Below are 25,512 nucleotides of genomic sequence, written 5' to 3'. Positions count from 1 at the left end.
CGACGTCGGCATCGCCCTGCGACGGTGACCACCCGGTCGCAGCCGGCGCCGGCATCACCCCGACGACATTGACCATTCCATCGCAGCCGACGCCGGCATCACCCTGACCACGGCGGCCACCCCGGCCACCCTCGAGGAGGATGCGTCACACCACGGAATAGCCGCCCGAGGCGACGGTGTTGATTCCGCCCGTGACCGATACATCGCTGTCCGTGGACGCCCTGTTCGAACCTTTCGATGTGAAATCGCTGCACCTGCGCAATCGGTTCGCGATGGCGCCGATGACCCGGATGTTCTCGCCGGACGGCGTCCCCACCGCGGACGTCGCCGAGTACTACCGGCGGCGCGCCGCGGGTGGTGTCGGGCTGATCATCACCGAGGGCACCTACATTCCCGATCCGGCCGCCGGACCCGATACCGCGGTGCCGCGCCACTACGGCGAACAGAGCCTGGCCGGCTGGAAAGCGGTGGTCGATGCCGTGCACAGCGAAGGCGGGCAGATCATCCCGCAGCTGTGGCATCTCGGTATCGGTCGCGGCGACAAGCCGCAACTCAATCCCGAAGTGGAATCCGTCGGCCCGTCCGGGCTCGGCCTCGACGGCGCCCCGGCCGGCCGAGCGCTGACCGGGTCCGACCTCGAGGCGTTGCGCGACGCCTGGGTCACCGCCGCCCTCAATGCGAAGGCCACCGGATTCGACGGTATCGAACTGCACGGCGCCCACGGCTACCTGCTCGACCAATTCTTCTGGGAGCGTACGAATCTTCGCTCGGACCGGTACGGCGGATCACTCGAGGCCCGGGTTCGTTTTCCCGCCGAGGTCGTCGCGGCGATCCGCGAAGCCGTCGGTCCCGATCTGGCGATCGTGTACCGGTACTCGCAGTGGAAGTCCACCGACTACAACGCGCGGATCGCGGCGACACCCGACGAACTCGCCCGCATCCTCGCCCCGCTCGTCGAAGCAGGTGTCGATGTTCTGCATCCGTCCACGCGCAGGCACTGGGAAGCGGCGTTCCCCGAATTGACCGGCGTCGACGGTGAACTGGGCCTGGCAGGCTGGACCAAGAAGATCACCGGACTGCCCACGATCACCGTCGGTTCCGTCGGCCTGGACAAGGTGTTCACGACCACCTTCACCGGTCAGGGCGATTCGAACGTCACTCGCATCGATCGGCTCCTGGAACAGCACGCCGACGGGGAGTTCGATCTCGTCGCCGTCGGCCGTGCCCTGCTGGCCGACCCCGAATGGGTGCGGAAGCTGCGCGAAGGCCGCAGCGACGAACATATCCCCTACCGGCAGGAACACCAGAAGACGCTGACGTAGTACGCCGGTTCGCGGCCGGGTGCACCGGCCCGGTCAGCCCCAATGGGCGAAGCTGCAGGTCGGATCGGCTTCGCTGCGAAATGCGACCAGTTTGTCGCCATCCATGATGATGGTGCACATCGAGGCGCCCTCGGCGCTGACATAAGACGAAACCCGGTCGTAGACGGGGTAGTCCTTCGTCCACGGCAACGTCTCGACGGTCTCGACCTGCTCGGGCGCGCCGTTGATCGAATAGCGGACCGTCACCGGCCCGGTACCACCTGTCACCTCCATTGTCGCCGTGCCGGCAGGTTTGCCGGTCGGGACGGCCGGTTCCGTGGAGTTCGCGGTTTCGGCGGGGGCGGTCACGGTTGTCGAGGTTTCGGTGGCATCGGGGTTTATGCATCCGGTCGCCACTGCCGCGATCACGGCCGGACTCATACACAGCGCGGTACGTCTGAATACTGAAGAACTGAACATATCTTCACGCTGGCGCACGGCCCCCTCGGACCGCATGCGTAGCAATACTCGGTTCCCTGAGTAATGTGCGCGAATGCAATCCGGCAGCGGCACTTGCGAATCCGGTCGGCGGGTCGTCGGCCGGGTCGTTCACCGCGGGGGTCGCCCGAGCACCGCGAGTGAGCCGGTCACCTCCGGGTCCGAACGGGGTGCACGATTCGGTGCGCCAGGCGGCCTTCGGGCATTGCGGGAACACTACTCACACAGCCGGGTAGTGCTACAGATGTGCCGGTATCGGCCGCACGCCACGCTGGGTCCATGCCTCGGTCTACACCTCGCGACGTCCGCTCGATCACTGTCGCCGGCGCCCTGTCACTGGCCCTGCTGTGGATTACCGCGCCGGCCGTCCTTTTCTATTCGCTGCTGTTGCCGCTGGGAGTTCCCGGATGCAGCCCGGGGCCGGGCTGCGAAACCCCGCCCATTCTGCTCGCCTGGCTCGTGACCTGGGCCGCTGTTCCGGTAGGCATCGGTATGAGTTGTACCGATATCAATCGCCGTGGCCAGGTGCGTGTCCCGGTGCAGCTGCTGAGTACCGGCATCCTTCTGCTCGGTGGTCTACTCGGCACGGCGCTCATGGGCTGAAACGACGGACCAGGTGTGTGCGGTGTGGCCGCGGATGCAGACCACACCGCACACCTACCCGGTCAGCCGGCCGCGGTCAGTATCCGCGCGACCTCGGCACTGCGGTGGATGAACCCGGCGTGGCTGGTATCCAGCGTGTGCACCGCGAACTTGTTGTCCGGTGTCAGGGCGTCCGCGTCGGCGATGATCCGGTCCTGCATCGCGATCGGCAGGGAACGATCGGCGGTGAGCCGGACGAACATCCGCGGGATACGACCCCAGGTGGCCGGGTTCGCGGTGGCGTGCGCGACCATCACCTCGATCGACTCGTCGGGTTGCAGGATGTTCAGGAACGCCATGAATTCGGCATCCGACCGGTCGGCCATGGTGGCTTCCTTCAAGGCCCGCAGCATGTCCGGGTCGGCGGTGCGGTAGTTGGCGCGGCCGGCGCCCAGTTCGCCGGGGTCGCCGACGTTCAACGAGGCCAGTGCGGGCAGCAGGCTGTCCGCGAACTCGGGTTCGGACATGTAGGCGACCGGGCTGGGGCGGGTGGTGCACGCCCACGCCGAAATATAGACGAGGCCGGCGACGAGTTCGGGCAGGCGATCGGCCGCGGCGGTGATCGTGACTCCGCCCAGGCTGGCGCCCACCAGGATCACCGGCCCGTGCTCGTGTAACCGGGTCACCACCTCGGCGACCCGGTCCACGTTGTCGTCGAGGGTCACCCCGGCCAGTGTCGACGGCGTGGCGGCCAGCGCGGCCAGATCCTGCGGCGCCTGATACGACACCGGGTATTGGGCCTCGAGGCCGTGGCCGGGGAGATCCACGGCGTAGGACCGGTGCCCGAGCAACGCCAGTTCGCGTTGCAGCGGAGCCCACATGAACGAACTTGTACCGGAGCCGTGTACGAGCACGAACGTCGGGGCGGCAGCGGTCGATTCAGGGGAAATCGCAGACAAGGTGAAATCCTTCGTGTAGCAGTTCACTACCCGTCGGCAACACGTCTACCCGCAACTCTCGGCGGTTGGGAATAGAGTCCGGCCCCACCGGGCCGGAGGAGTGCGCCGACTATTCGGGGCGCAGGCGCACGAAGAACAAGAGCATGCCCGGCAGTGTACAAGATTCCGCGTCCGGCGGCGGCAGCTGTGGTCGCTTCGGCTGCCCGCCGCGTCACCCACCGGTGACGGTGCCGGGCCCGCGGATTCCCCGCTGCCGCAGGCCCGGGCTCACCGCACCTCCCCGGTCCGGTACCAGTCGACGACCGACCGTGCCGCGGTACCGGCCTCGACTTCGGCGACCAGGACGAGGTACGAGGTGGCGAGGTTGTGCAGTCCGTTGATCGAACATTCGTAGCCGATCCGGTGGGCGACTTCGCGAATCCAGCGGATCGCGCGCGTCCGCTCGGCCTTGGTGGCCTGCTCGGCGTCGCATACGATGAGCAGCCGGCGGGCGTCGATGGCGGTCGCGAGATCGGTGACCCGTTCACACAGCCGGTTGGCGCACTGGCGCGCCCGTGCCGGCCGGATGAGCAACCGCCGGCTCGGCCGGGCGTCGCCGGATTCACCGAACAGGAACTCCACCTGCGACCGATCGATGACGACGATGATCGCCTGGGAGCCGGACCGCCGCCCGACAGTGATCGGCCGCGGCGTCGCCGAGGGGCCGTATTCCCGCCGCGCATCGTGGTCCGGGCTGGTACAGCTCGCCGGGATACCCCAGCGATTGACCTCGGTGAGAATCGCCTCGGCCAGCGGGGTCGGCGGATCCGGGACGACCGGTGAGCGCCGCGCCGGCGCAACCGACGCCGGGGGTGGCGTGCGATGGAAGTCCCGCGGCGCCCTAAGGTTCCGTTTCGTCGCGATCACGACTGCCGTACCTGTCTACCTGGGTGGCGGGGGTCCGGGCATCGAACATCGCCTCGATCCGGGACTTGATCTCTGCCGTGGTGAACCCGGCCTCGCGGTTGTTTCTTCGGTCCACAATTCCTGATGCAGGCATGTGTTATTCACTCCTGAATAAAAAGGCACGGCTTATCGCCGGTAACTGAATGACGTCGTGTAGCAGCGGACACGACCTGCAAAAAGTACGGGAACGAGAGATCGAGCGGGAGAAAACGCGTCGATCCTCTCGTTCTACCGTTGCTCGAATAGGGAACCCAGGGCACTTCTACCTCGAAAACCGTCCTAACCGACAGCATTGCCCACGGTCGCGGTAACCGAACGAGTTCCGTTTCAGCGCTTCCGCTTCCGGACGAGCTCCTGCGAGCTCTCCTGCCGTTCGCGCTTCTCGGCCCGCCGTTCCTTCATGGTGGACGAGGGTTTTTTCAGCGTTTTTCCGCGCGATTTATCAGCCACTGTCGCTCCTGCTTTCGAAGTTCCATCCGACTGCCTTCGACCATACGTCAGAAAAAATAAAAAGCCAGTCCGGCGGTCACCGCCCCGGGCCGGTCGGCGCGTTTCGCCGCCACCTGAATGACCGCACCGGAATTCAGCCGCGCGAGAATCCGTTGTCGGCCACCTCCAGCAGCAACTGCCGGATGGCGCGCAGCGCGGGATTGTCGTCGTCGGCTCGCCAGGCTGCGACGAGTTCGACCGGTGCGCCGTCGATCCCGTGCACCGGACGCAGAACGACACCGTTCAGCCCGAACGCCACGGCCGCGCGCGGGACGAGCGCCAGCCCAAGCCCGGCGCGCACCAAGGCCAGGATGGTGTGCACCTGGCTGAGGTGCTGGACATACCGGGGCGCTATACCGGAGCTGCGGAAAACGCCGACGAGTACCTCGTAGAAGTAGCGGGCCTCCGCCGGCGAGTACATGACGAACGGTTCGCCGTCGAGGTCGTGCACGTGCACGGTCCGGGCGGGATCGGCGAGGGGGTGCTCGGCCGGTATCGCGGCCAGCAGCGGTTCCCGGTACAGCGGTCGATGGATCAGCCCGGTGCCGCGGACCGGCGGCCGCACCAGGACCAGATCGAGTTCGCCCGAGCGCAGCTCCTCGAGCTGGGTTCCGGAGACCCGTTCGCGAAGCACCAGGTCCACACCTGGTAAGCGGGTGCGGGCCGCCGCCACGAAGGCGTCCAGGACCGAATGTGCCGAGGAGGCCGTGAACCCCATCGCCACCGTTCCGGTCTCGCCCGTGGGGACCCGCCGCACCGTGAGCGTCGCCTGTTCCGACAGGCCGAGGATGCGCCGGGCGTCGCCGAGAAACGACTGGCCCGCGGTCGTGAGCCGGACGGCCCGGCCGGTCCGGTCGAACAGTTCGACCCCCAGCTCGCGTTCGAGCAGCTGGATCCGGCGCGAGAGCGGCGGCTGGCTGATCGACAGACGTTCCGCCGCACGTCCGTAGTGCAGGGTTTCGGCCACGGCGACAAAGCTTTCCAGCTGATTCAGCGTAAACACCGATTCATAATAGGTATCGATGCATGCCCAAAGAGTGTTGGACATGCATCACTCGGGTTTCTTACTGTGGTCGCATTCACTGACGAACAGCCGTTATGCGCAGGAGGAACCCCTGATGTCCGCCCTCACACCGACCGAACTGGCCCAACAGCTCGGCTCCGGTCTGTTGTCGTTCCCGGTCACCCATTTCACCGAGGACCTGGCGTTCGACGAGCCCGCCTACCGGGAGAACATCGTCCGCCTCGGCAAGTACGAGGTGGCCGGCCTGTTCGCCGCGGGCGGCACCGGAGAGTTCTTCTCCCTGACGCCGAAGGAGGTCGGGCGGGTGGTGCGAGCGGCCACCGAGAGCGCTCCGGAATCCACTCCGATTCTCGCGCCGGCCGGATACGGCACCGCACAGGCCATCGAAATGGCCCGGGACGCCGAAGCCGCCGGCGCCGACGGCCTGCTGTTGTTCCCGCCCTATCTCACCGAGTCCTCGGCACACGGGCTGCGCAACCATGTGCGCGCGGTCTGCGAAGCCACCTCGCTCAGCGTGGTGGTCTACGGCCGGGCGAACGCGGTCTACACCCCGGAAACACTCGCCGAACTCGCCGACTCCCATCCGAACCTGATCGGATACAAGGACGGTATCGGCGATCTGGAGGCGATCACCCGGATCCACGCCGCCCTCGGCGACCGGCTGGTGTATATCGGCGGGCTGCCCACGGCGGAAACCTTCGCGCTGCCCTATCTGGAGCTGGGCGTGACCACCTACAGTTCGGCCATCTTCAACTTCCTGCCGGAATTCGCGCTGAGCTTCTACGGCGCGGTACGCGCGGGAGACCGGGAGACCGTGCGCCGACTACTCGCCGAGGTCGTGCTCCCCTATACCGCCATCCGGGACCGGAAGGCTGGATACGCGGTCAGCGTTGTCAAAGCCGGAATGAAACTCACCGGGCACGACGCGGGACCGGTGCGGCCGCCGCTGACCGATCTGGACGATGCCGAACTGGCGCTGTTGCACGAGGTCGTGGAGAACTCGCGCGCCGTCACCGGCTGAGCAGCGCCCGATACTCCGCCAGCGATAAATGATGAAGCCGAAGGAGGCACCCGTGCCCGACCGCCCCCAGCCCCAGCCGACCGGCGCCATGGTCATCGGAACCGAACCCGTTCCGGGCACCGGAGCGCAGGTGCAGGTCAGCGATCCGCGCAGCGGCGCGGTCCTCGAACCCGTCTACCGCGCGGCCTCGGACGAACAGATCGATCGGGCCTGCGCTCTCGCGGAGCAGGCGTTCCCGCAGTTCCGGGCGCTACCCGCCGAGCAGCGGGCCCGGTTCCTGGAACGTATCGCCGACGAACTCGACGAGCGCCGGGACGCGCTCGTCGAGCGCGCGCATACCGAGACCGCGCTCCCCCGGCCGCGCCTCACCGGCGAGGTCGGTCGCACCAGCGGGCAGTTGCGGTTGTTCGCGGCCGAACTGCGCACGGGAACCTGGCAGGGCACCCGGATCGATCCGGGGCGAATCGGCGAGAACGCCCGCGCAGATATCCGCCAGCGCCGGATTCCGCTCGGTCCGGTCGCGGTGTTCGGGGCGAGCAACTTTCCCTTGGCGTTCTCCACTGCCGGCGGTGATACGGCTTCCGCGTTGGCCGCGGGCTGTCCCGTGGTGGTCAAAGCGCATCCCGCGCATCTGGGTACGGCGGAACTGGTGGCCCGGGCGATCGCCGGCGCGGCGGCCGCTACGGGCATGCCGGAAGGGACATTCTCTCAGCTCGTCGGCAGCGGGAACGAAACCGGCGCCCGGTTGGTGAGCGATCCGCGGATCCGGGCGGTGGGATTCACCGGGTCGCGCACCGGCGGGCTGGCGATCGCGGCCGCGGCCGCCGCGCGCCCGGTACCGATCCCGGTCTACGCGGAGATGAGCAGTATCAACCCGGTCCTGTTGCTGCCCGCGGCCCTCACCGCGCGCGGCGCCGCCCTGGGCACCGCGTTCGTCGAATCGCTGACACTCGGCGCCGGGCAGTTCTGTACCAATCCCGGACTGATCTTCGCTGTCGACGGCCCGGGCCTCGACGCGTTCACGGCGGCGGCGGCCGAGGCCGTCACCGCGAATCCCGGAGCGGTCATGCTCACCGGCGATATCGCCACCCACTACGCCGCCGCGGGCACGGCGCTCGCGGCGCGCGACGGCGTCGCGGAACTCGCCCGGGGCGGGCAGCCCGACTGTGCCGCGGCCGGAAGCGCGCGGTTGCTGACCGTCGACGGCGCCCGGTTCATCGCGGACCCGCAATTGCAGACAGAGGTGTTCGGCGCGACCTCACTGCTGGTCCGCTGCGCGGATACGACCGAACTGACCGCGGCGGTCCGGGCGCTGGAGGGTCAGCTCACCGCCACCGTGCACGCCGATACCGCCGACTATCCCCTGGCCGCGGCATTGCTGCCGCTCCTGGAGGAACGGGCGGGCCGTATCCTGTTCGACGGCTGGCCCACCGGAGTGCAGGTCGGGCACGCGATGGTGCACGGCGGCCCTTTCCCCGCCACGACCGATGCGCGCAGTACCTCGGTCGGGACGCTGGCGATCGAACGTTTCCTGCGTCCGGTCGCGTATCAAGACATACCGGCGGCACTGTTGCCGGCCGAGGTGTGCGACGACAATCCGCTCGGCGTATGGCGTCGCGTCGACGGCGATGTCGACCGGGGCGCCCTGCCCACCGGCTGACCGATCCCATCGGCCGGAGCCGGTCACCTGTCCGCACCCTTCCAATGTTGTGAGGATCCAATGAAATCTCGATTGTCGTCACCGGCGTCGCGCCGGCGCCGATCACCGGCCGGGTCACCCCGTCCCGCCCTGGTATTCCGGCCGCGTCTGCCCCGTCCGGCACCGGCCGGTACCCGGTCCGCGGCGATCTCCGCACCCTGTACATCTCTCGAGGGGAGTCACCGCGATGACCGTTCCTGAAGTCGGTACGGATACCGCGCGCCCGCAGGCCACCGCGCCGGCGATTCGCACCGGGCCGGTAGCCCGGCCCAAATCGAGAATGTTCGGACGGGATTCGCTGCTGACCGCGGCGAAGGCCGTCGCGGGTATCGCCGGGCTCTTCGTCGTATGGGAGCTCCTGGTGGTCGTTTTCGATCCCCCGGAGTTCCTGCTGGTCGGCCCGGTCTCGGCCTTCGCCGAACTGCTGGAACGCCCCGAGTACTTCGCGACGAATACGTTCGTCACCTTGCAGGAGGCGCTGGCCGGTTTCGCACTCGGTACGGCCCTGGGTGTGCTGTGCGGCGCGGCCCTGCACTATTCCCCGGCGATTCGCAGTTTCCTCTATCCCGCCCTCGTCGCGATCGACACGATTCCCAAGGTGGCACTCGCGCCGCTGTTCATCGTGTGGTTCGGATTCGGTTTCGAATCGAAGGCCTTCGTCGCGATGGCGATCGCATTCTTTCCCCTGGTGATCAATACCTACGACGGCCTCGGTTCGGTGCCCAACGAGCTGCAGGAACTGGCGCGGATCAACAAGGCGTCGTCGTGGAAGAAGATGACGAAGATCGAAATGATCTACGCGCTGCCCTCGATCTTCTCCGGCGCGAAGATCTCCATCTCACTCGCCGTGGGTGGCGCGGTGGTCGGTGAATTCATCGCCGGATCGAAGGGGCTGGGCTATGTGATCCTGCTGGCAAACAGCCAGGTCGATCTGCCCTCGATGTTCGCGGCGTTCATCGTTCTGGCGGCCATCGCACTGGCACTGTTCTTCATCGTCGATTTCGCGGGACGAAAGCTCGTCCCGTGGAAGAACCACGCCAAGTGACCAGGGAATCGGAGATTCGGATGCGGAATTCGAGGCGAATACTTGCCGCGATCGCCGGAGCGATCATGGTCGCTGCCCTGCCGGCGTGTACGAGCGGCGGCGGGGAGAACTCGATGACCCTCATGATGGACGTGGGCTACCTGCCGAAGCACGCGCCGTTCTTCGCGGCGGTCGAGCGCGGTTTCTTCGCCGCGGAAGGGCTCGATATCACCATCATGCCGGGGTCGGGTTCGACCAATACGGTCACCTCCGTCGAGACCGGCAAGGTGGACGCGGGGTTCGCCGATTTCGGCAGCACCATCATCAGCCAGGGCCGGGGCACATCGGTGAAACACGTCAACCTGCTCCAGGCCAGGTCGGCCTACGCGGTCGTCGCCCTCGGCGATACCGGAATCGACGGGTGGGACGATCTGCGCGGCAAAACACTGGCCACCGAGGGCGCGGGCGCGATGACCGCGATGTGGCCGTATGCGATGAGCAAGCTGGGGTTCGCCGAAGGCGATGTGCACGTCGTGCACGCCTCGAGCGGATCGAAGATTCCCGGCCTGCTGGCCGGGCAGTGGGATGCCAACCTCGCCCTGTACGTCTCCGACGAACCGGCCATCGATGCGCTGGGCCGCGAGGCCGTCGTCCTGAAATGGGCCGATATCGGCATCGACCTCTACGGCAACGGGATTGTCGTATCCGACGAGAAAATCGCCCGCGAACCGGAACAGGTGCGCAAGTTCAACCGCGCCATGCAGAAGGGCTTCCTGTGGGCCTGTGCGAACCCGGACGAGGCCGCACAAGATTTCCGCAACGAGGTCAGCGGTTTCGAAACCGAAACGGTCACCCTCGCCATCCGCGAACAATGCTCGCTGAACTGGGGTAGCGGCGAGGCCGCGAACAACTTCGGGGTCATGGACGACGCGGGTGTCGAGAAGATGATCGATATCTCCCGGGAATTCCTCGGCCTGCCGGCCGACAGCGACCTCACCCCAGCCGATATCTACACCAACGACTTTCTCGCGCCGTTACACCGCGACGAGACCGTCCAAGCGCCGTAACAGCCGGACAGAGGGCCTTATGAACAACGAATACGCCATCTCGGTCAACAACATCGGGATGACCTACCGGTCCCGCGACGGACACGACAACACCGTCCTCGACGGTTTGGACTTCCACGTCGAACCGGGACAATTCGTCTCGATCGTCGGACAGTCCGGCAGCGGGAAAACCACTCTGCTGAAAACGATCTCCGGGCTACAGCAGCCCACCGCGGGTGAGATCCTGGTCAAGGGACGGCCGATCAGCGACGGTCTCGAGGATATCGCGATGGTGTTCCAGAGCCCGGTGCTGCTGCCGTGGCGCAACAATATCGACAATGTACTGCTGCCCTTGGAATTCCGCGGTACTCGCACTGAGGAATCGCGGCGCTACGCGCAGGAGTTGCTCGAAATGGTCGGGCTGGGCGACCGCGCCACCCGGTACTCCTACGAACTCAGCGGCGGAATGCAGCAACGGGTCGCCATCTGCCGCGCGCTGGTCTCCCGCCCCGAACTGCTGCTGATGGACGAGCCGTTCGGCGCGCTCGACGCCATGACGCGGGATTCGATGAACTTCGAGATCCAGCGTATCTGGCAGGCCGCCGGATGCAGCGTCCTGTTCGTGACGCACAGCATTTCCGAGGCGGTCTGGCTCGGTGACCGGGTGGTCATCGTCGGTGGCCGGCCGGGCCGGATCGTGGCCGACATCACGATCGACCTGCCGCGGCCGCGCGGTAAAGAACACCGGTTCTCCACGGTTTTCTCCGATTACGTCACCGAAATCGAATCCCATATCGGGGTCACCACCGGAATCAGCTGACACGCCCCGGCACCGAAACCTGTTCTGAACACCCGCCCGAGAGAATGAGGGAAGAAATGCTGAGTATCACCGCGGACGCCGGACAGGTCGCGCAAACCTACGGGCTCGATGCGCGTAAGAGCCTGCTCTTCTCCGCCATCCGCCTCGACTCCTATCCACTCGTGGCCCCGCTGATCGCGCGCACGGATACCGAGGAGTTCCTGCTCGTGCGCCAGCAGGAACAGGGCAACGCGCTGTCGGCCGGGGTGCCGAAGGACCGGATCAAGTTCTACGCCCCCTGGGTGACCATCGACCCCCGGGTCGTCGCCGACTCCCCCGCCGCCACCTCGCTCACCGAACTGGTCCGGGAACTTGCCGGCGGCGCGGGCGTGCACCTCGCCGCGGATGTCGTCTACAGCCATTACCTCGCGCTGACGGGGTCGGTGGAGCTCTCCGTCGCCGACCAGGACGCCACACCGGTCACCGCCTACGAAATCGACACCGGCGAAGTACTCGGCAGGTTCGCGGCATGGCGCGCGACCGGAATCGAGACAGCACGGCGGCTCATCGACGGTGTCGAGCATCTCGCGGGCCTGGAAAAAGAGTTCACCACCACCGAGGACAGCAGGTACACGGCGCTGCGCGCCCTGGCCGACGACCGATCGCTGGACGCGCTCCTGCTCGCCGCGCCCCCGAATTTCACCGAAGCGACCGGTTTCGCCCAATCCGACGGCGCGGTCGCCGTATGGCTGGCCGGCTCCGAGAAACTCCTCGTGCTGGTCCCCGAAGGGGGTACCGCCGGGCCCGGTGCACCGATCGGGCGATTCCCTTCCGTCGGTGCGGCGGTGCGGGAACTCGCTCGCGGCCCGCGCACCGGTGTGGAAGACGAGTGGATCGGTATCGGCCTGGCCCGCGAACTGGAGCGTGCGGGTGCGCAGCTGGTACCGGTCTCGCGTGACCTGGGGCATTGGCGCGATATCCGCGATCACGAAGATCTCGCGTTCCAGGTGATCGCCGCGCGGGCGAGCGTCTTCGCGATCGAGGAGGCACTGGCCTGGGCGGAATCGGGACTGGATGCCGGGCGTTCGTTCTCCGAACTCGATATCTATGCCGTGTATCTGGACAAGATCGCCGAATTCCGCACGGCGAACGAGATCCCGGTCGGTGTGGAACCGTATTTCACCAATTTGCACTCGTCGAACCGGATGCTCTTCCCCGGGCCGCCCGTCGACTACCCGATCAATGCGGAAACGACCTGTATCCAGCTCGATGCCGGGGTGCGTATCGTCTGTGACGGAGTCACGGTGGCCACTTCCGATATGGCCCGTTCGCTACCGCGCACTCCGGCAGCAAAGGAGGCCTATGCCTTCTTCTTCGATGTGGTCCGGGAAGGCATCATCGGGCAACTCGCTCCGGGCGTGATCTGCGAGGACGTCCACGAGGGGACGCTGCGTTACCTGGCTCCGCATCTGGACCGCATGGTCGAGATCGGCATGCTGGGAACGGATATCGACTTCGATACCGAATACCGCAAACGCAACGTCGGGCACCTCATGGGCAAGCAGGAGTCGTTCGCGAACGAACTGCGGCCCGGCTACAAACACGTCCTGGACATCGGCTCGTACGGCGCCGCCGAGATCCCCTGGCGCTACGACAACGCGGCCATCGGCACCGAGGATCTGTGGTACATCGGGCGCGACCGCACCTACATCGTGAGCAAACGATGACGACCGCGCGGGAACACCGACCACGCAACAGGTTCTATACCACCACGATGGCGCGCCACGAAACGCGCCCACCCGTCGAATCGGAAATGCCATGACTGATGTGAAAGAACGACTCGCGGAGCTTTCCCTCGAATTGCCGGTACTCGGTGCGCCCCGTTACGCGTACGAGGCGACCACACGCTGGGGCGATATCCTCTGGATATCCGGACAGATCTCCCGCACCGCGGCCGGGGATATCCTGCGCGGCCACCTCGGCGACACCGCCACCCTCGAGGAGGGTATCGCTGCCGCCGAAACCGCTGCCCTCAACCTGCTGGCCCGGATGAACGACGCCGTGGGGCTCGCGAACATTCAGCAGATCCTGAAACTCGATATCCATATCGCCTCCACGCGGGAGTTCGTGGACCAGCCGACGGTGGCCGACGGGGCATCGCGCCTCCTGCGCCAGGTTCTGGGCGACGCCGGCCGGCACGCGCGTACCGCGTTACCGGCCCACGTCCTACCCCAGGGCGCCCTCGTCGAACTCGACGCGACAGTGGCCGTCCGGGCGGGCTGACGGCAGCACCGGCGCGATCGTCGCGACGTCGCGGACTGTAGTGGTTCCTGGACGGCCCCGGCCCGGATGAGGGAGGCCGGGGCCGTCCGCTGTCGCCGTGCGGCGCGGCGACCGGCGACCGTGCGCGCGAGACCACGACCGCGTCCCACCGTCGGTGAAGGCTCACAACCCCGGATGACCGCGGGTCCGGGTACGGTGATTACCGCCCCCGATCACGGTGTGGTGTTCCTGCGGAAAAAAATCTGGATGTCATCGATGAGTTCAACCGCCGAAAAACTTGCCGACCTGCGTAAGAAGCTGGAGATCGCGCAGGAGCCGGCCGGCGAGGCGGGGGCCGCCAAACGCGCGCGTAAGGGCATACCGTCCGCCCGCGACCGCATAGAGATGCTGCTGGACCCGGGTACCTTCGTCGAAATCGGTGCCCTGGTACGCAATCCCACCGATCCCGACGCTCTCTACGGAGACGGTGTGGTCACCGGGCGTGGCCTGGTGGACGGACGGCCGGTCGCCGTGTTCTCCCATGATCAGACCGTGTACGGCGGCACCATCGGTGAGATGTTCGGCCGTAAGGTCGCCGCGATCATGGACCTGGCGGGGAAGATGGGCTGCCCGCTGATCGGTATCAACGATTCCGGTGGCGCGCGCGTACAGGAGGCCGTGACCTCGCTGCGCTGGTACGGCGAATTGGCAACCATGATGGAACCGCTGTCGGGCGCGGTGCCGATGGTGTCGCTCATCCTGGGCAACTGCGCGGCCGGCGCGGTGTACCAGCCGATCTGTACCGATGTCGTGGTCGCCACGAAGAGCGCGCATATGTTCGTCACCGGCCCCAAGATCCTCGAGGACGCCATCGGGGAAAAGGTGGATATGGAAGAACTGGGCGGCGCCTACAATCAGGCCGCCTACGGCAATATCCACCATATCGCCGAGGACGAGGCGTCGGCGTTCGCCTGGGTCCGCAACTATCTGAGCTATCTGCCGTCGAGTTTCTCCGAGCTCCCGCCGGTCGTGAACCCCGGCCTGGAGCCGACGGTCACCGAATCGGACCTGACGCTGAACACGCTGGTCCCCGACTCGGACAACGCTGTCTACGATATGCACGACGTGCTGTTGCGCATCTTCGACGACGGCGAATTCCACGAGATCGGCGCGGCCGCCACCACGAATCTGATCACCGGGTTCGCCCGCGTCGACGGCCGGCCGGTGGGCGTGGTCGCCAATCAGCCGACCGTGCTGGCCGGCGCGCTCGATGCCAAGGCCGGCGACAAGGCCGCGCATTTCATCCACATCTGCAACGCCTTCGAGATCCCGCTGGTGCTGGTGGTCGACACTCCGGGGTTCCTGCCCGGGGTGGAACAGGAGAAACAGGGCGTCATCAAACGCGGCGGGCGATTCCTGTTCGCCTACGTGGAGGCGACGGTGCCCAAGGTGACCGTGGTGGTACGGAAGGCCTACGGCGGCGGATGGGCCGTGATGGGGGCCAAGGCGCTCGGCTGCGATGTGTACCTGGCGTGGCCTACCGCAAGGATCGCCGTCATGGGCGCGGAAAGCGCCGTGGGCCTGACCCAGCGCAAGGTTCTCGACGCCACCCCGGAGGATCAGCGTGCCGCGCTCCGGCAGCAGATGATCGACTTCTACAACGCCACCGTCGCGACTCCGTGGATCGCGGCCGAACGCGGCTATATCGATGCCGTGATCGAGCCGTCGGCCACCCGGCTGGAGCTCCGGCGGGCGCTGCATCTGCTCCGCGACAAGAAGGTCATCCGCTATCCGCGTAAGCACCATCTGCTGCCTTTGTGAGCCGGCTTCCGCGCTGGTCGCCGGAGTACGACGGCCTCTTCGCCCCCCGGCGGTCGGGTGATCCTCGCGCCCGGCTTGCGGCGGCCGCGCTCGACAGCACCGGCCGCCTCGGCGGTACCGTCGTGGTACGCCCCGGCCCGGCCCGGCACTCGCTCGGAGCATTGTCAGCCCGCGGCCCGGTGCCGGTGCGTGCGGCTTTGCCTGCGGCGCCGACTATTCGGTGCCGCAACTCCGGCTCCGGGCCGTCGAGTGCGTTCTACTGCTGCTCGGCCGGTGCCGAACGATCGGCGGCGCGCAGCGGCGCGCCGACCTGGTGCAAATGCCCGAGTGCCTCGCGGTACGAGGAGATCAGTCCGGTCTCGTGGTACGGCACACCGATTTCGGCGCAATAATCGCGGACGATCACCTGTGCGTGCCGCAGATTCGGCGTCGGCATGCTCGGGAACAGGTGGTGTTCGATCTGATAGTTGAGCCCGCCCAAGGCGATATCGGTCAGCGCTCCACCCCGGACATTGCGGGAGGTCAGCACCTGGCGGCGCAGGTAATCCGGGCGGTCGTCGCCGGTCAGGGTCGGCATCCCTTTGTGGTTCGGCGCGAATATACAACCCATGTACACCCCGAACAGCGCCTGGTGGACAACGAAGAACGCGAAGGCTTTGTCGGCGGGCAGCACGGCGAACAGCGCACCCAGATAGACCGCGAAATGGGCGAACAGCAGCGTGCCCTCGAGCACCCGGTTCTTGATCGACCGATTCCGCAGCGCCCGCACGCCCGCCACATGCAGGTTCAGGCCCTCCAGCAGAAGCAGCGGAAAGAACAGGTATGCCTGCGCCCGCCCGATGAGCCGGGCCGGCCCGCGGCTGTTGCGGGCCTGCTGCTGCGACCACACGAGAATATCCGGCGCGACATCGGGATCGAGTTCCTCGTGATTCGGATTCGCGTGATGCCGGGTGTGCTTGTCCTGCCACCAGCCGTAGCCCAGGCCGATACCGGCATTGCCGACGACGCGGCCCACAATCTCCGCCGGCCGCCGCAACCGGAAGACCTGGCGGTGCGCGACATCGTGCATGACCAGCGCGACCTGGGCGAAGGTCACGGCCATCGAGGCCGCGACCAGCAGTGTCCACCACGAATCGCCGACGAGGACGAAGGCCGCCCAGCCGGCCGCGAACGCGAGCGCGACCAGGGTGAGCCGGACGGCATAGTAGCGGGGACGCCGGTCCATCAATCCGGCTGCGGAGATGCGGCGCAGCAATCGGGCGTAGTCACCGTCGGCGCCGCGCCGCGCGGCTCGTGGAGACGGCTCGTGAACCAAGGCAGGTGTCGTCATAGGTCTTCCTGAGAGTCGGGACGGGAACCCACCTCCGCCCGTTCGCTGTGACGAGCGGCCGCCGGCGATCGGAGTTCGGATCCAGTGGTACTGCTCGTTGTGTCGGGGCGGGTGACGAATTCGATACCCCGAACCTATCGGCAGGCTTCTCGTCGCGGGTAGTCCTGCGGTATCGCACTGGGGTAGCACTGCGGTGTGAGATGCCTGCCCGCCGCGGGTCCCGAACGGCCGCCGGGTCAGGCCGCCCCGATCTCCACCACCCGCGCCCAGGCCGGCGGCCGGTCCGGGACATAGTCCGGGTCGTGTTCCCGCACTCTTCGTTCCCGGCGGAACAGCCCGACCACGGTCCGGCACGCCGGTCGGCTGCTCGGCCAAGGAGTCTGGCCGTCGGTCAGCACCACCAGCACATCGGGGCGCGGCCGGGCCCGCAGCGCCCTGGCGAAGCCTGCGCGCAGATCCGTACCGCCACCGCCCACCAGCGGTATTCCCTCCGCGCGGCACAGCGGATGCGCCACCCGTGCCGCCGCATCGCAGGACAGCACGGTGACCAGATCACGCCGCCCGCCCACCGCGCGGGCGATGGCGGCCACCTCGAGCAGCGCGCTACCCAGTTCGGCGTCGCTGACCGACCCCGACGTATCGATGATCACGCTCACCCGCGGCGGTGTGCGCCGCAGACTCGGCAGCACCACTCCGGGCACACCGGCCGAGCGCCGGGCGGGTCTGCCGTAGGTGTAGTCCTCGCCGGTACCGGCGGCCGAAGCCGCCGAACGGATGGCCGCTCCCAGCAGATCCCGCCACGGTTGCGGCGGATGCAGCGCCTCGTCCGCCCAGCGGCGCCAGCCCTGGGAAGCATTGCCCGGCCGGCCGACGATGCCCTGCGCCACCCGGAACCGGACCGCTTCGCGTTCCTGTTCGCTGAGACCGTCGGCGCCGTCGGGGCCCAGCTCCCATTCGCGGTCCGATCCGTCGGCGCCGCTGCCGCAGTCGAGCCAGGCCCACTCCTGGGTGAGCGGCCCGAGACGGAATCGGCGCAGATAGTCCTCCATGAGTTCGCCGCGTGGCAGCCCCAGCGTCTCCGGCAGGACCACGCCCTCGGGCTGAATCAGCCCGGTACCGAACGCATCATCGTTGATCTCGGCATCGGCGGCGATATTCATCCGCAGACGCTCCGCCGGCCCGGTGAGTTCGTGCTCCCGGGCGAACCGGTCGCTGCGACGGTGGTGGTCGCGCAGCAGATGCGAGACCTCGTGCACCAGTACCGAAGCCAACTCCTCCACGGGCGTGCAGTCCACGAAAGCGGGCGAAACGTAGCACCGCCAGTACCGGTCCACCCCCATCGTCGGGGCTTTGCGCGACTCCACGATATGCAGCGCATATAGGGCGGTCGCCAGATAGGGCCGCGCCCGCGCGGCCTGCAGGCGGGCGGTGAAGAGCTTGCCGGAATCGAGGGCCGAGAAGCCGGTCATCGGCCCGCCTTCGTGCCGACCCGGTCCGCCGCGCGCTCGGCGCCCTGAGCCACCGACACCATTGCGGCCAGTTCTTCGATCGCCGCCGGTACGACCCAGTCGTTCCGGCGCAATGTGGCCAAGGTGGTCGCGGGAACGACCACCAGGTCCGGCGCACCCGTTTGCACCGCCCGCACCAGCAGTGTCCAGGCCGCATCCCAGCGGGCCTCCGACGGCAACCGGCGGACCGCCGCCACCACCGCATCGAGCACGGCCTGACGCAGATCGCCGCGCTCGGGTAGCTCGGCGGCGGCCGGATCGGCGAGCAACTTTTCGGGATCCGGAAGATCCATCCGGTCCATACTCGCCAGCAGTTCGAAACCGGGGCCGTCCCCCACGGTCCCCCGGACCAATTGCGACAGAACGTCTTTCGACGACCCGGACGCGGTGGCGAAGGCGATCAGGCGCAGTGTCATATCCCAGCTGCGCGGTGAGGGCCAGGCGCCGCCACGGCGGGTTTCGCTGCCCGGCAGCTGATGGACGAGAGCCGGCCGGGCCGCGAGCAGCCCGCATACCGCGCGGCGCGCGAAAGTTACTGCGTCGCCGAACTTCTCCGGGTCCAGCCGGGGCAGTGTCGCACGCGGCCAGGTGCCGCCGAGGCCGCGCACCACCACATCGTGGTCGTGCGTCCACTGCAGGTGCACGAAACGGTTGGCCAGCGGTGGACTCAACTCCCAGCCGTCGGCCGCCGAGGAACGCGGATTGGCAGCGGCCACGATACGGACACCGGGCGGCAGTTGCAGCGCACCGATCCGGCGTTCCAGGACCAGGCGCAGCAAGGCGGCCTGCACGGCCGGTGGCGCCGTCGACAGTTCGTCCAGGAACAGCAGTCCGCGACCGGATCGCACGAGCCGGACCGCCCAGTCGGGCGGGGCCATCGGCACACCGTGTTCGGCCGGGTCGTCGCCGATGATCGGCAGGCCCGAGAAATCCGAGGGTTCGTGCACACTGGCGATCACCGTGGTGAGCGGCAGATCCAGCGATTCGGCGAGCTGGGTGAGCGCCGCGGTTTTGCCGATTCCCGGCTCACCCCACAGCAGTACCGGCAGGTCGGCGGCCACGGCCAGGGTCAGGGCTTCCAGCTGGTTGTCGGGGCGCGGTTCGGTCGTGACATCGCCGAGCATGGCCAGCAGTTCATCGGCGACAGCGAGTTCGGTGGAGCGGGCGCGGTCCGTGATCGGCGCGCGCAGAAATGCAGTCATCTGGTAATCACCTTGTGGTCTGTTCGGTCCCGGGGGTCCGGGAGTGTGTCGGAGTGGATGTGCCGGGTCGGCGCATCAGGGGTCGGGTGAGGAACGGAAGTCGCGGCCCCGGTGGCGCGACGGCCTCGACGCCTGCGGGCCGGATGCAAGGGCCGAAACGAGGTTGTGCCGAGTGGTTACGTGCCGGTTCACCGCGGTGCGGTGATACGCGGCTCCACGTGCCGGCGTCCACGGCGACGACGGCCGGGACCGTTTCGCGCGGGCCCGTATCCGGTCAAGCCGGCACGGAACATTCCGTATGTGATCCGCCGTTGCGCGGACGCCGCCAACGCATCGCGTAACGGCCCGTCACGCAATACGGCGCCGGGGCCCAGCAGGCCCTCGACCACGGCCAGCGCGCCGGTGATGTCGCCGTGATCGAGGCGCTCGCGGACACCGGTGAGACAGTCCGGATCGCGATGGGCTCGGTCGATGACCCGCAGGCACGGCAGCGGGGTGCCGGTCAGGGCGACCAGCAGTTCCTCCCGCCGGATCTCCGCCGGATCGTGATCGAGCGCGACCAGCACACCGTCGGCCAACCCGATCCGGTGCTGCTCGCCCCGGCACTCCACCAGGAACGGCCGGTCGGCCGGGCCTCCGGGCCGGGATGCTCCGGGCGGAGTCCACTCCGGCACCAGCGCGGCGGCAACCAGCGGATGTAATCTGTCCGCCGTTATCGCGCCGGCCCGGATCAGTTCCAGATCGGGCAGCGTCCACGTGGCCGCATCGGGCAGCACCGGCAGTCCGGAGACCGCGCCGCGCGGGTAGGACTCGGACAATTGCAAAGTGGGCGGGCCGGAATCGTTTCCTGACAGCTCGACGACCCACCGGTACCGCGCCCCGGCCCGTACCCGCAGTGGCCCGTTCGACAGGCCCTCGGCCTGCAACAGGATCGCCGCCTCGGCTGCCCACGTGTCCACGGCGCAACCTTCGGGCGCGGCTCCCGCCAGTCCGGGGTCGACGCGACCCGTTACTTCCGGAATCGCTGCACCGGAACGGGTTCGGAGTTCTCCGGAGCTGCGGGCATCCCACAGGTGACGGTGGAGGTCGAGCCGGAAACGCCGGTCGGGCCGGGGATACGGCTGCGGTCCGGCACGGGCCCCGTCCCACAGCCCGAGACCGACCCGCTGACCGGCATCCGCCCACGCCGGGGCGGTTCTGGCCACGAGGTACACCGAACTGCTTCCGGCACAGGCACTTCGAGGATCCGGCGGATCGTATCGGGCCAGCGCGACGGTTGTGCCGGGCCGCAGCAAACCATCCGGCGCGACCCTGGGCAGATGCCAGCGCAACAGATCGGGAGCCAGATGGCGCAGATCCGCACGGATACGCTCGGAGACCGCACGGCCGTGCCTGCGGGCCAGCGCTCGCAAATCGATATCGACATCGAAACCCGCTGCGGCACATGCCCCCGCCCAGTCGCCGACGCTTCGGCGGGCAGTCGCGGTCTCGATCATGGTGGGCGGCACGGCGTACTCACGCACGCGCAACCAGAAGGAAAGGCGGGAATCGTTCCCGATCGTGTCCGGAGTGCGCATCAGCACTCACCTGGCACGAAAGGGACCCCCAATCTTTGCTCGGAACGAGTCATCACGATCCCGATCATAACGTCACAAGGACTGCCCGGCCAGCCGTACGCTGCGCGATCGGTGACGTATGTGGACGCGGGGCGCCCGAACGCGTGAGTTCGCGCGCCGGTGTTGCCGCCGACTGGTCAGGAAACTCCACCGACCCGCGCACAGCCACCCGAACCAACACTTGCGTATACCCCCCCGGGGTATTATCGTTCTCGACGTCGATACGAGAGCACCCCAGGAGGCCCACCATGAACGCCACCGCCCGCGAACACCACACCCACGGCGAACACGTCCACCACGCCCCGGATCACCACGCCCCGGCGGCCCACGCACACCACACCGGCCACACACACCACACCGCCGGCGCCCACGGTGCACACGGCCACACCCCGGACGCCCACGCGCACCACACCCCGGACGCCCACGCCGCGCACACCGGCACGACGCCGGGCGGTTTGCAGATCACCGAAGCGGGCTACACCCTCGCGCTCGAGACCCCGATCGTCGCGGCCGGCGTGGTCGAATTCCGCTTCCGGATTCTCGGCCCGGACGGCGCGGTCGTCACCGATTTCGCCCCCATCCACGAGCGCGAACTGCACCTGATCGTGGCGCGCCGCGAACTGACCGGCTTCCAGCACGTACACCCGGTACGCGACGAGCACGGCATCTGGTCGATTCGCCTCGACCTCGCCGAACCGGGCGCCTACCGCGTATTCACCGATATCGCACCCAGCGCCCTCGGGCATACGCTCACCCTCGGCGCCGACCTCGCCGTAGCAGGGAATTACGCCCCCCGCCCCGCCCCCGTCACGGAGCGCACGATCACGGTCGACGACTACCACGTCACCGTCGAGGGCGACCTGGTTCCCGGCGCAGGCCGCACCCTGACCTTCACCCTCCACAAGGACGGTGCACCCGTCACCGACCTCGACCCTTATCTCGGCGCATACGGGCACCTCGTCGTGCTGCGAGCCGGCGATCTCGCCTACATCCATGTCCACCCCAGCGGCGAACCAGGAGACGGAATCACCCCGGCCGGCCCGGGAATCGAGTTCCACACCGTGGCGCCCGGACCGGGCACGTACCGGCTGTTTCTCGATTTCCGCCACCGCGGGACCGTGCGGACCGCGGCGTTCACCCTGAACGCGCCAGCCGCCGCCTGACCGACCCTCCGCTGATCGCCCGAGGAAATCGGCCGACCGCTCTCTCTCAATACCCTACTGGGGTAGAGTAATTAGGAACTGACAATGACAACGCAGACGCGGCCCACGACACGGAAGTGGTGGGCGCTGGCGGTGATCGCCGCCGCCCAGTTCATGGTCATCATGGACACCTCGATCATCGGCATCGCGCTCCCGCGGATGCAAGCCGACCTCGGATTCTCTCCGGAAAACCTGACCTGGGTGTTCAACGCCTACGTCATCGCCTTCGGCGGGCTGCTACTGCTCGGCGGGCGGCTCTCCGACCTCCTGGGCGCCCGCCGGATATTCGCCGCCGGCTGGGTGGTCCTGCTCGCCGGATCGATCGTCGCCGGCGCGGCCGGCACCGTAGGCGTCGAGTTGGCGGGCCGCGCGGTTCAAGGCGCCGGTGCGGCACTGATCGCACCGGCGGCACTCACCCTGCTGATGACGCTGTTCGGCTCCTCCCCACAGGAGTTGACGAAAGCGCTGGCCGTGTACGGTGCCGCGGCACCCGCCGGGGGTACCGCCGGGGTGTTCCTCGGCGGTGTGCTCACCGAGTACCTCAGCTGGCCGTGGGTCTTCTACATCAATGTCCCGATCGCAATCCTGGCCTTGATCGCAGTTCCGGCTCTGATGCCCATCGCACCCGCCCGGGCGGGATCGGTGGACCTGCTCGGGGCGGCCACCGCCACCGCAGGTCTCGCCACCGCCGTGTACGGCATCGTCCGGGCGCCCGAGGCCGGCTGGGCCTCGGCACAGACCTGGGCCGTGCTCGGCGCCGCCGCCGCGCTGCTCGCCGGGTTCGTACTGTTGCAGGCGCGCCGCCGCGAACCGCTGATGCCCCTGGGTATCTTCCGCGCCCCCGATCTGGCCGCGGCCAACCTCGCACAGCTGCTGCTGGGCGCGGCCTGGGTGCCCATGTGGTTCTTCCTGAACCTGTACCTGCAGCAGGTTCTCGGTTACAGCGCCTTCCCGTCCGGCGCGGCACTGATTCCGATGACCACCCTGATCATGCTCGGCATGATCGTGTTCGCACCCCGGGCAATGCAACGGTTCGGCGCCAAACCGATGATCGTGACCGGTCTGGCCGTCCTCGGGCTCGGCTTGGGCCTGATGTCGCTGGTCCGGCCGACCGGCAGCTTCTGGATCGACGTCCTGCCCGCCTCACTGGTCGCCGCCGGCGGGATGTCGCTGGCCTTCATCCCCTCACTGGGAACCGCCATCGGCGCGGCGCGGCCGGAAGAGGGCGGACTCGCCTCCGGCATCGTCAATGTCAGTTACCAGATCGGGTCGGCGATCGGCCTGGCCGCGATGACCGCCCTGGCCACCGCATTCGGCGCCGACCGGCTCACCGATCTACCGCAACTCACCGACGGCTACTCGGCCGCGTTCCTCGGAGCCGGCGCCATCGCCCTCCTGGGCGCCGGGCTCACCGCCGTCACCATGTCGTCACCGAAGGCCACCGCCGCCCGCTGACGGCGCCGGCACCACCGAAGAATCACTGGAGTAGGAGAGATCATGACCACCACCGTCGTCACCGCTTCCGGAATGACCTGCGGATGCTGCGTCACCTCGGTGCGCACAGAGGTCGAGCGAATCCCCGGTGTCACCACCGTCGCCGTCGACCTCGGCACCGGAGCAGTCAGCATCGACAGCACCACCGCTATCCGCCCCGATCTGATCGCCGCAGCGATCGGCCGGGCCGGATACACCGTCACCGAATAACACCCGCCGCGACAGCACCACGCGGGCGGACCCTCCACGGAGGGCCCGCCCGCACCGCCGGTCTCACACACCGAGGCCCCGTGGTGAGCGGCACGAGGCCCCCGGAGGACCCGATGATCACCTCACTGTTCGCTCACCGTGACTACCTACGACTCTTCATCGCTCAGAGTTCGGCGCTGTTCGGCACCGGACTGACCACTGTGGCACTGGGACTGCTCGCCTACGAGCTCGCCGGCGCCGATGCGGCGGCCATACTGGGGATCGCGCTCACCGTCAAGATGGTCGTCTACGTCACGGTGGCACCCGTCGTGGGCGCCTACGCGGATCGCGTTCCGCGCCGGATCTTCCTGGTGAGCCTCAACGTGATCCGGGCGGGCGTGGTTTCGGCGCTGCCGTTCGTCGACCAGATCTGGCATATCTACGTATTGATCGCGGTACTGCAAACCGCCTCGGCCGCCTTCACACCCACCTATCAGGCCGTCATCCCCGATATCCTTCCCGACGAACGCGACTACACGCGCGCGCTGTCGGCCGCGCAACTGGCCGCGACCATGGAGACCCTGCTCAGTCCGATGCTGGCCGCGGCCGCGCTGGCCCTCATCAGTTTCCACTGGTTGTTCGTGGGCACCGCGATCGGTTTCGTCGTATCGGCCGCTCTCGTGATGAGTACCCGCATCCCGAATGCCGGCGCCGCGGCGGATGGATCCCTCGGTGAACGCATCGCGGTAGGACTGCGGATCTTCCTGGCCACGCCCCGGCTGCGCGGATTGCTCGCCCTCAACCTCGTCATCGCGGCTGCGGGGTCGATCGTCATGGTCAATACCGTGAACTTCGCCCGCGACACCCTGGGGGGCGATCAGGCCGATGTGGCGAAACTGCTGGCGGCCAACGGTTTCGGGACCATGGTGGTTGCCCTGGTCCTACCCCGCATCCTCGACCGAATCGATGCCCGTCCGGTCATGCTCACCGGCGCGACCACCCTGCTCACGGGCCTGGCGGCCGCCGTCGCCCTATCCATGACCGACGCCGGGGACTGGCACCGGATCGCCGCGACTGCCGTCTGGGCGATCATCGGTGCGGGCACCGCGGCCGTACTGACCCCGACCGGCCAGGTTCTGCGCCGCTCATCACATCCGGCGGACCGTCCGGCCCTCTTCGCCGCTCAGTTCTCGCTGTCCCATCTCGCCTGGCTGGTCACCTACCCGCTCACCGGTTGGCTCACCACCAGCGCGGGGCTCACCGCGACCTGGGCCACCCTCGCCGTCCTCGCCACCGGCGCGGCCGCCGGCGCAATTCGCCTGTGGCCCCGCCACGATCCCGCCGAACTGACCCATCTCCACGAAATCGGCACCGTCGACCCCGCCCGCCTCACCGACGCCGTCCGCCTGAACGATGGCCTCTACCAGCACACCCACGTGTACGTCATCGACGCCGAACACCCCCGCTGGCCGGCCCGGAGCCATCTCCCGGCCGCATGATG

The 25,512-nt window shown here is 67.9% G+C and carries 23 protein-coding genes; 14 read left to right on the top strand and 9 right to left on the bottom strand.

What is annotated here, in order from left to right; translation table 11 throughout:
• Positions 1-191 precede the first annotated feature (191 nt).
• On the top strand, positions 192-1,322 hold the full coding sequence (locus IU448_RS18545; RefSeq protein ID WP_195056850.1) for an NADH:flavin oxidoreductase: 1,131 nt from the start codon (positions 192-194) through the stop codon (positions 1,320-1,322).
• A 33-nt stretch (positions 1,323-1,355) separates the two neighbouring features.
• On the opposite strand, the gene IU448_RS18540 is transcribed toward IU448_RS18545, so the two are convergent.
• Positions 1,356-1,874 carry a hypothetical protein gene (locus IU448_RS18540; RefSeq protein ID WP_324188633.1) on the bottom strand — a complete coding sequence of 173 codons (519 nt, stop codon included), beginning with the start codon at positions 1,872-1,874 and terminating at the stop codon, positions 1,356-1,358.
• A gap of 204 nt (positions 1,875-2,078) precedes the next feature.
• On the opposite strand from IU448_RS18540, the gene IU448_RS18535 reads away from it, so the two are divergent.
• Positions 2,079-2,402 (top strand): hypothetical protein, encoded by a 324-nt coding sequence (locus IU448_RS18535; protein ID WP_195056849.1) that lies wholly within the window; start codon positions 2,079-2,081, stop codon positions 2,400-2,402.
• Between the two features lie 62 nt (positions 2,403-2,464).
• Here the strand turns inward: IU448_RS18535 and IU448_RS18530 are convergent, their stop codons facing one another.
• The 4 genes from IU448_RS18530 to IU448_RS18520 all read right to left on the bottom strand — a co-directional run bounded on the left by IU448_RS18530 (position 2,465) and on the right by IU448_RS18520 (position 5,777).
• On the bottom strand, positions 2,465-3,340 hold the full coding sequence (locus IU448_RS18530) for an alpha/beta hydrolase (protein WP_195056848.1): 876 nt from the start codon (positions 3,338-3,340) through the stop codon (positions 2,465-2,467).
• A gap of 267 nt (positions 3,341-3,607) precedes the next feature.
• Complete coding sequence (locus IU448_RS18525) at positions 3,608-4,246, bottom strand: hypothetical protein (protein ID WP_195056847.1); 639 nt, start codon at positions 4,244-4,246, stop codon at positions 3,608-3,610.
• A gap of 366 nt (positions 4,247-4,612) precedes the next feature.
• Positions 4,613-4,735: a hypothetical protein gene (locus tag IU448_RS29410; RefSeq protein ID WP_267467167.1), complete on the bottom strand. Its 123-nt coding sequence runs from the start codon at positions 4,733-4,735 to the stop codon at positions 4,613-4,615.
• 133 nt (positions 4,736-4,868) lie between these two features.
• On the bottom strand, positions 4,869-5,777 hold the full coding sequence (locus tag IU448_RS18520) for a LysR family transcriptional regulator (protein WP_195056846.1): 909 nt from the start codon (positions 5,775-5,777) through the stop codon (positions 4,869-4,871).
• Positions 5,778-5,892: 115 nt separating this feature from the next.
• Between IU448_RS18520 and kdgD the strand changes: the two genes are divergently transcribed.
• From kdgD to IU448_RS18480, 8 genes are all read left to right on the top strand, one after another.
• Positions 5,893-6,819: a 5-dehydro-4-deoxyglucarate dehydratase gene (kdgD, locus tag IU448_RS18515; RefSeq protein ID WP_195056845.1), complete on the top strand. Its 927-nt coding sequence runs from the start codon at positions 5,893-5,895 to the stop codon at positions 6,817-6,819.
• A 31-nt stretch (positions 6,820-6,850) separates the two neighbouring features.
• A complete protein-coding gene (locus IU448_RS18510) occupies positions 6,851-8,479 on the top strand; it encodes an aldehyde dehydrogenase (NADP(+)) (RefSeq protein ID WP_195056950.1) in 1,629 nt (542 codons plus the stop codon).
• Between the two features lie 226 nt (positions 8,480-8,705).
• Positions 8,706-9,563, top strand: coding sequence for an ABC transporter permease (locus tag IU448_RS18505; protein ID WP_228813338.1), 858 nt, complete (start codon positions 8,706-8,708; stop codon positions 9,561-9,563).
• A gap of 20 nt (positions 9,564-9,583) precedes the next feature.
• Positions 9,584-10,609 carry an ABC transporter substrate-binding protein gene (locus tag IU448_RS18500; protein ID WP_195056844.1) on the top strand — a complete coding sequence of 342 codons (1,026 nt, stop codon included), beginning with the start codon at positions 9,584-9,586 and terminating at the stop codon, positions 10,607-10,609.
• A gap of 19 nt (positions 10,610-10,628) precedes the next feature.
• Positions 10,629-11,408, top strand: a complete 780-nt coding sequence (locus IU448_RS18495; protein ID WP_195056843.1) for an ABC transporter ATP-binding protein — start codon at positions 10,629-10,631, stop codon at positions 11,406-11,408.
• Between the two features lie 56 nt (positions 11,409-11,464).
• Positions 11,465-13,114 carry a M24 family metallopeptidase gene (locus tag IU448_RS18490; RefSeq protein ID WP_195056842.1) on the top strand — a complete coding sequence of 550 codons (1,650 nt, stop codon included), beginning with the start codon at positions 11,465-11,467 and terminating at the stop codon, positions 13,112-13,114.
• A 91-nt stretch (positions 13,115-13,205) separates the two neighbouring features.
• Positions 13,206-13,670, top strand: coding sequence for a RidA family protein (locus tag IU448_RS18485; protein ID WP_195056841.1), 465 nt, complete (start codon positions 13,206-13,208; stop codon positions 13,668-13,670).
• Positions 13,671-13,925: 255 nt separating this feature from the next.
• Positions 13,926-15,470: an acyl-CoA carboxylase subunit beta gene (locus tag IU448_RS18480; protein ID WP_195056840.1), complete on the top strand. Its 1,545-nt coding sequence runs from the start codon at positions 13,926-13,928 to the stop codon at positions 15,468-15,470.
• Between the two features lie 256 nt (positions 15,471-15,726).
• On the opposite strand, the gene IU448_RS18475 is transcribed toward IU448_RS18480, so the two are convergent.
• From IU448_RS18475 to IU448_RS18460, 4 genes are all read right to left on the bottom strand, one after another.
• Positions 15,727-16,800 carry a fatty acid desaturase family protein gene (locus IU448_RS18475; RefSeq protein ID WP_195056839.1) on the bottom strand — a complete coding sequence of 358 codons (1,074 nt, stop codon included), beginning with the start codon at positions 16,798-16,800 and terminating at the stop codon, positions 15,727-15,729.
• Between the two features lie 236 nt (positions 16,801-17,036).
• The gene (locus tag IU448_RS18470) at positions 17,037-18,269 is read right to left on the bottom strand and encodes a DUF2201 family putative metallopeptidase (RefSeq protein WP_195056838.1); all 1,233 of its coding nucleotides are present in this window, start codon (positions 18,267-18,269) and stop codon (positions 17,037-17,039) included.
• Complete coding sequence (locus tag IU448_RS18465; protein WP_195056837.1) at positions 18,266-19,510, bottom strand: AAA family ATPase; 1,245 nt, start codon at positions 19,508-19,510, stop codon at positions 18,266-18,268. Before IU448_RS18465 ends, IU448_RS18470 begins: the two co-directional genes overlap by 4 nt.
• 188 nt (positions 19,511-19,698) lie before the next feature.
• Positions 19,699-21,087 (bottom strand): hypothetical protein, encoded by a 1,389-nt coding sequence (locus IU448_RS18460; RefSeq protein ID WP_195056836.1) that lies wholly within the window; start codon positions 21,085-21,087, stop codon positions 19,699-19,701.
• A gap of 287 nt (positions 21,088-21,374) precedes the next feature.
• Between IU448_RS18460 and IU448_RS18455 the strand changes: the two genes are divergently transcribed.
• The 4 genes from IU448_RS18455 to IU448_RS18440 all read left to right on the top strand — a co-directional run bounded on the left by IU448_RS18455 (position 21,375) and on the right by IU448_RS18440 (position 25,510).
• Positions 21,375-22,289, top strand: a complete 915-nt coding sequence (locus tag IU448_RS18455; RefSeq protein ID WP_195056835.1) for a hypothetical protein — start codon at positions 21,375-21,377, stop codon at positions 22,287-22,289.
• A gap of 84 nt (positions 22,290-22,373) precedes the next feature.
• Positions 22,374-23,783: an MFS transporter gene (locus IU448_RS18450; protein WP_195056834.1), complete on the top strand. Its 1,410-nt coding sequence runs from the start codon at positions 22,374-22,376 to the stop codon at positions 23,781-23,783.
• Positions 23,784-23,825: 42 nt separating this feature from the next.
• Positions 23,826-24,032, top strand: coding sequence for a heavy-metal-associated domain-containing protein (locus tag IU448_RS18445; RefSeq protein WP_195056833.1), 207 nt, complete (start codon positions 23,826-23,828; stop codon positions 24,030-24,032).
• 113 nt (positions 24,033-24,145) lie between these two features.
• On the top strand, positions 24,146-25,510 hold the full coding sequence (locus IU448_RS18440) for an MFS transporter (protein WP_228813336.1): 1,365 nt from the start codon (positions 24,146-24,148) through the stop codon (positions 25,508-25,510).
• The last annotated feature ends 2 nt before the right edge of the window (positions 25,511-25,512 follow it).

The sequence above is a fragment of the Nocardia flavorosea genome (assembly GCF_015477805.1).
GTDB lineage: Bacteria > Actinomycetota > Actinomycetes > Mycobacteriales > Mycobacteriaceae > Nocardia > Nocardia flavorosea_A.
Note: the sequence above shows the minus strand (reverse complement) of the source record. Positions and strands in the feature narration are given on the sequence as shown.

What these genes read in the sequence shown, in the direction of transcription:
- IU448_RS18450 (WP_195056834.1), top strand. Translation starts at nt 22,374, where the DNA reads ATGACAACGCAGACGCGGCCCACGACACGGAAGTGGTGGGCGCTGGCG.
- IU448_RS18495 (WP_195056843.1), top strand. Translation starts at nt 10,629, where the DNA reads ATGAACAACGAATACGCCATCTCGGTCAACAACATCGGGATGACCTAC.
- IU448_RS18445 (WP_195056833.1), top strand. Translation starts at nt 23,826, where the DNA reads ATGACCACCACCGTCGTCACCGCTTCCGGAATGACCTGCGGATGCTGC.
- IU448_RS18510 (WP_195056950.1), top strand. Translation starts at nt 6,851, where the DNA reads ATGAAGCCGAAGGAGGCACCCGTGCCCGACCGCCCCCAGCCCCAGCCG.
- IU448_RS18465 (WP_195056837.1), bottom strand. Translation starts at nt 19,510, where the DNA reads ATGACTGCATTTCTGCGCGCGCCGATCACGGACCGCGCCCGCTCCACC.
- kdgD (WP_195056845.1), top strand. Translation starts at nt 5,893, where the DNA reads ATGTCCGCCCTCACACCGACCGAACTGGCCCAACAGCTCGGCTCCGGT.
- IU448_RS18485 (WP_195056841.1), top strand. Translation starts at nt 13,206, where the DNA reads ATGACTGATGTGAAAGAACGACTCGCGGAGCTTTCCCTCGAATTGCCG.
- IU448_RS18490 (WP_195056842.1), top strand. Translation starts at nt 11,465, where the DNA reads ATGCTGAGTATCACCGCGGACGCCGGACAGGTCGCGCAAACCTACGGG.
- IU448_RS18470 (WP_195056838.1), bottom strand. Translation starts at nt 18,269, where the DNA reads ATGACCGGCTTCTCGGCCCTCGATTCCGGCAAGCTCTTCACCGCCCGC.
- IU448_RS18535 (WP_195056849.1), top strand. Translation starts at nt 2,079, where the DNA reads ATGCCTCGGTCTACACCTCGCGACGTCCGCTCGATCACTGTCGCCGGC.
- IU448_RS18440 (WP_228813336.1), top strand. Translation starts at nt 24,146, where the DNA reads ATGATCACCTCACTGTTCGCTCACCGTGACTACCTACGACTCTTCATC.
- IU448_RS18475 (WP_195056839.1), bottom strand. Translation starts at nt 16,800, where the DNA reads ATGACGACACCTGCCTTGGTTCACGAGCCGTCTCCACGAGCCGCGCGG.
- IU448_RS18455 (WP_195056835.1), top strand. Translation starts at nt 21,375, where the DNA reads ATGAACGCCACCGCCCGCGAACACCACACCCACGGCGAACACGTCCAC.
- IU448_RS18500 (WP_195056844.1), top strand. Translation starts at nt 9,584, where the DNA reads ATGCGGAATTCGAGGCGAATACTTGCCGCGATCGCCGGAGCGATCATG.
- IU448_RS18460 (WP_195056836.1), bottom strand. Translation starts at nt 21,087, where the DNA reads ATGCGCACTCCGGACACGATCGGGAACGATTCCCGCCTTTCCTTCTGG.
- IU448_RS18480 (WP_195056840.1), top strand. Translation starts at nt 13,926, where the DNA reads ATGAGTTCAACCGCCGAAAAACTTGCCGACCTGCGTAAGAAGCTGGAG.
- IU448_RS18505 (WP_228813338.1), top strand. Translation starts at nt 8,706, where the DNA reads ATGACCGTTCCTGAAGTCGGTACGGATACCGCGCGCCCGCAGGCCACC.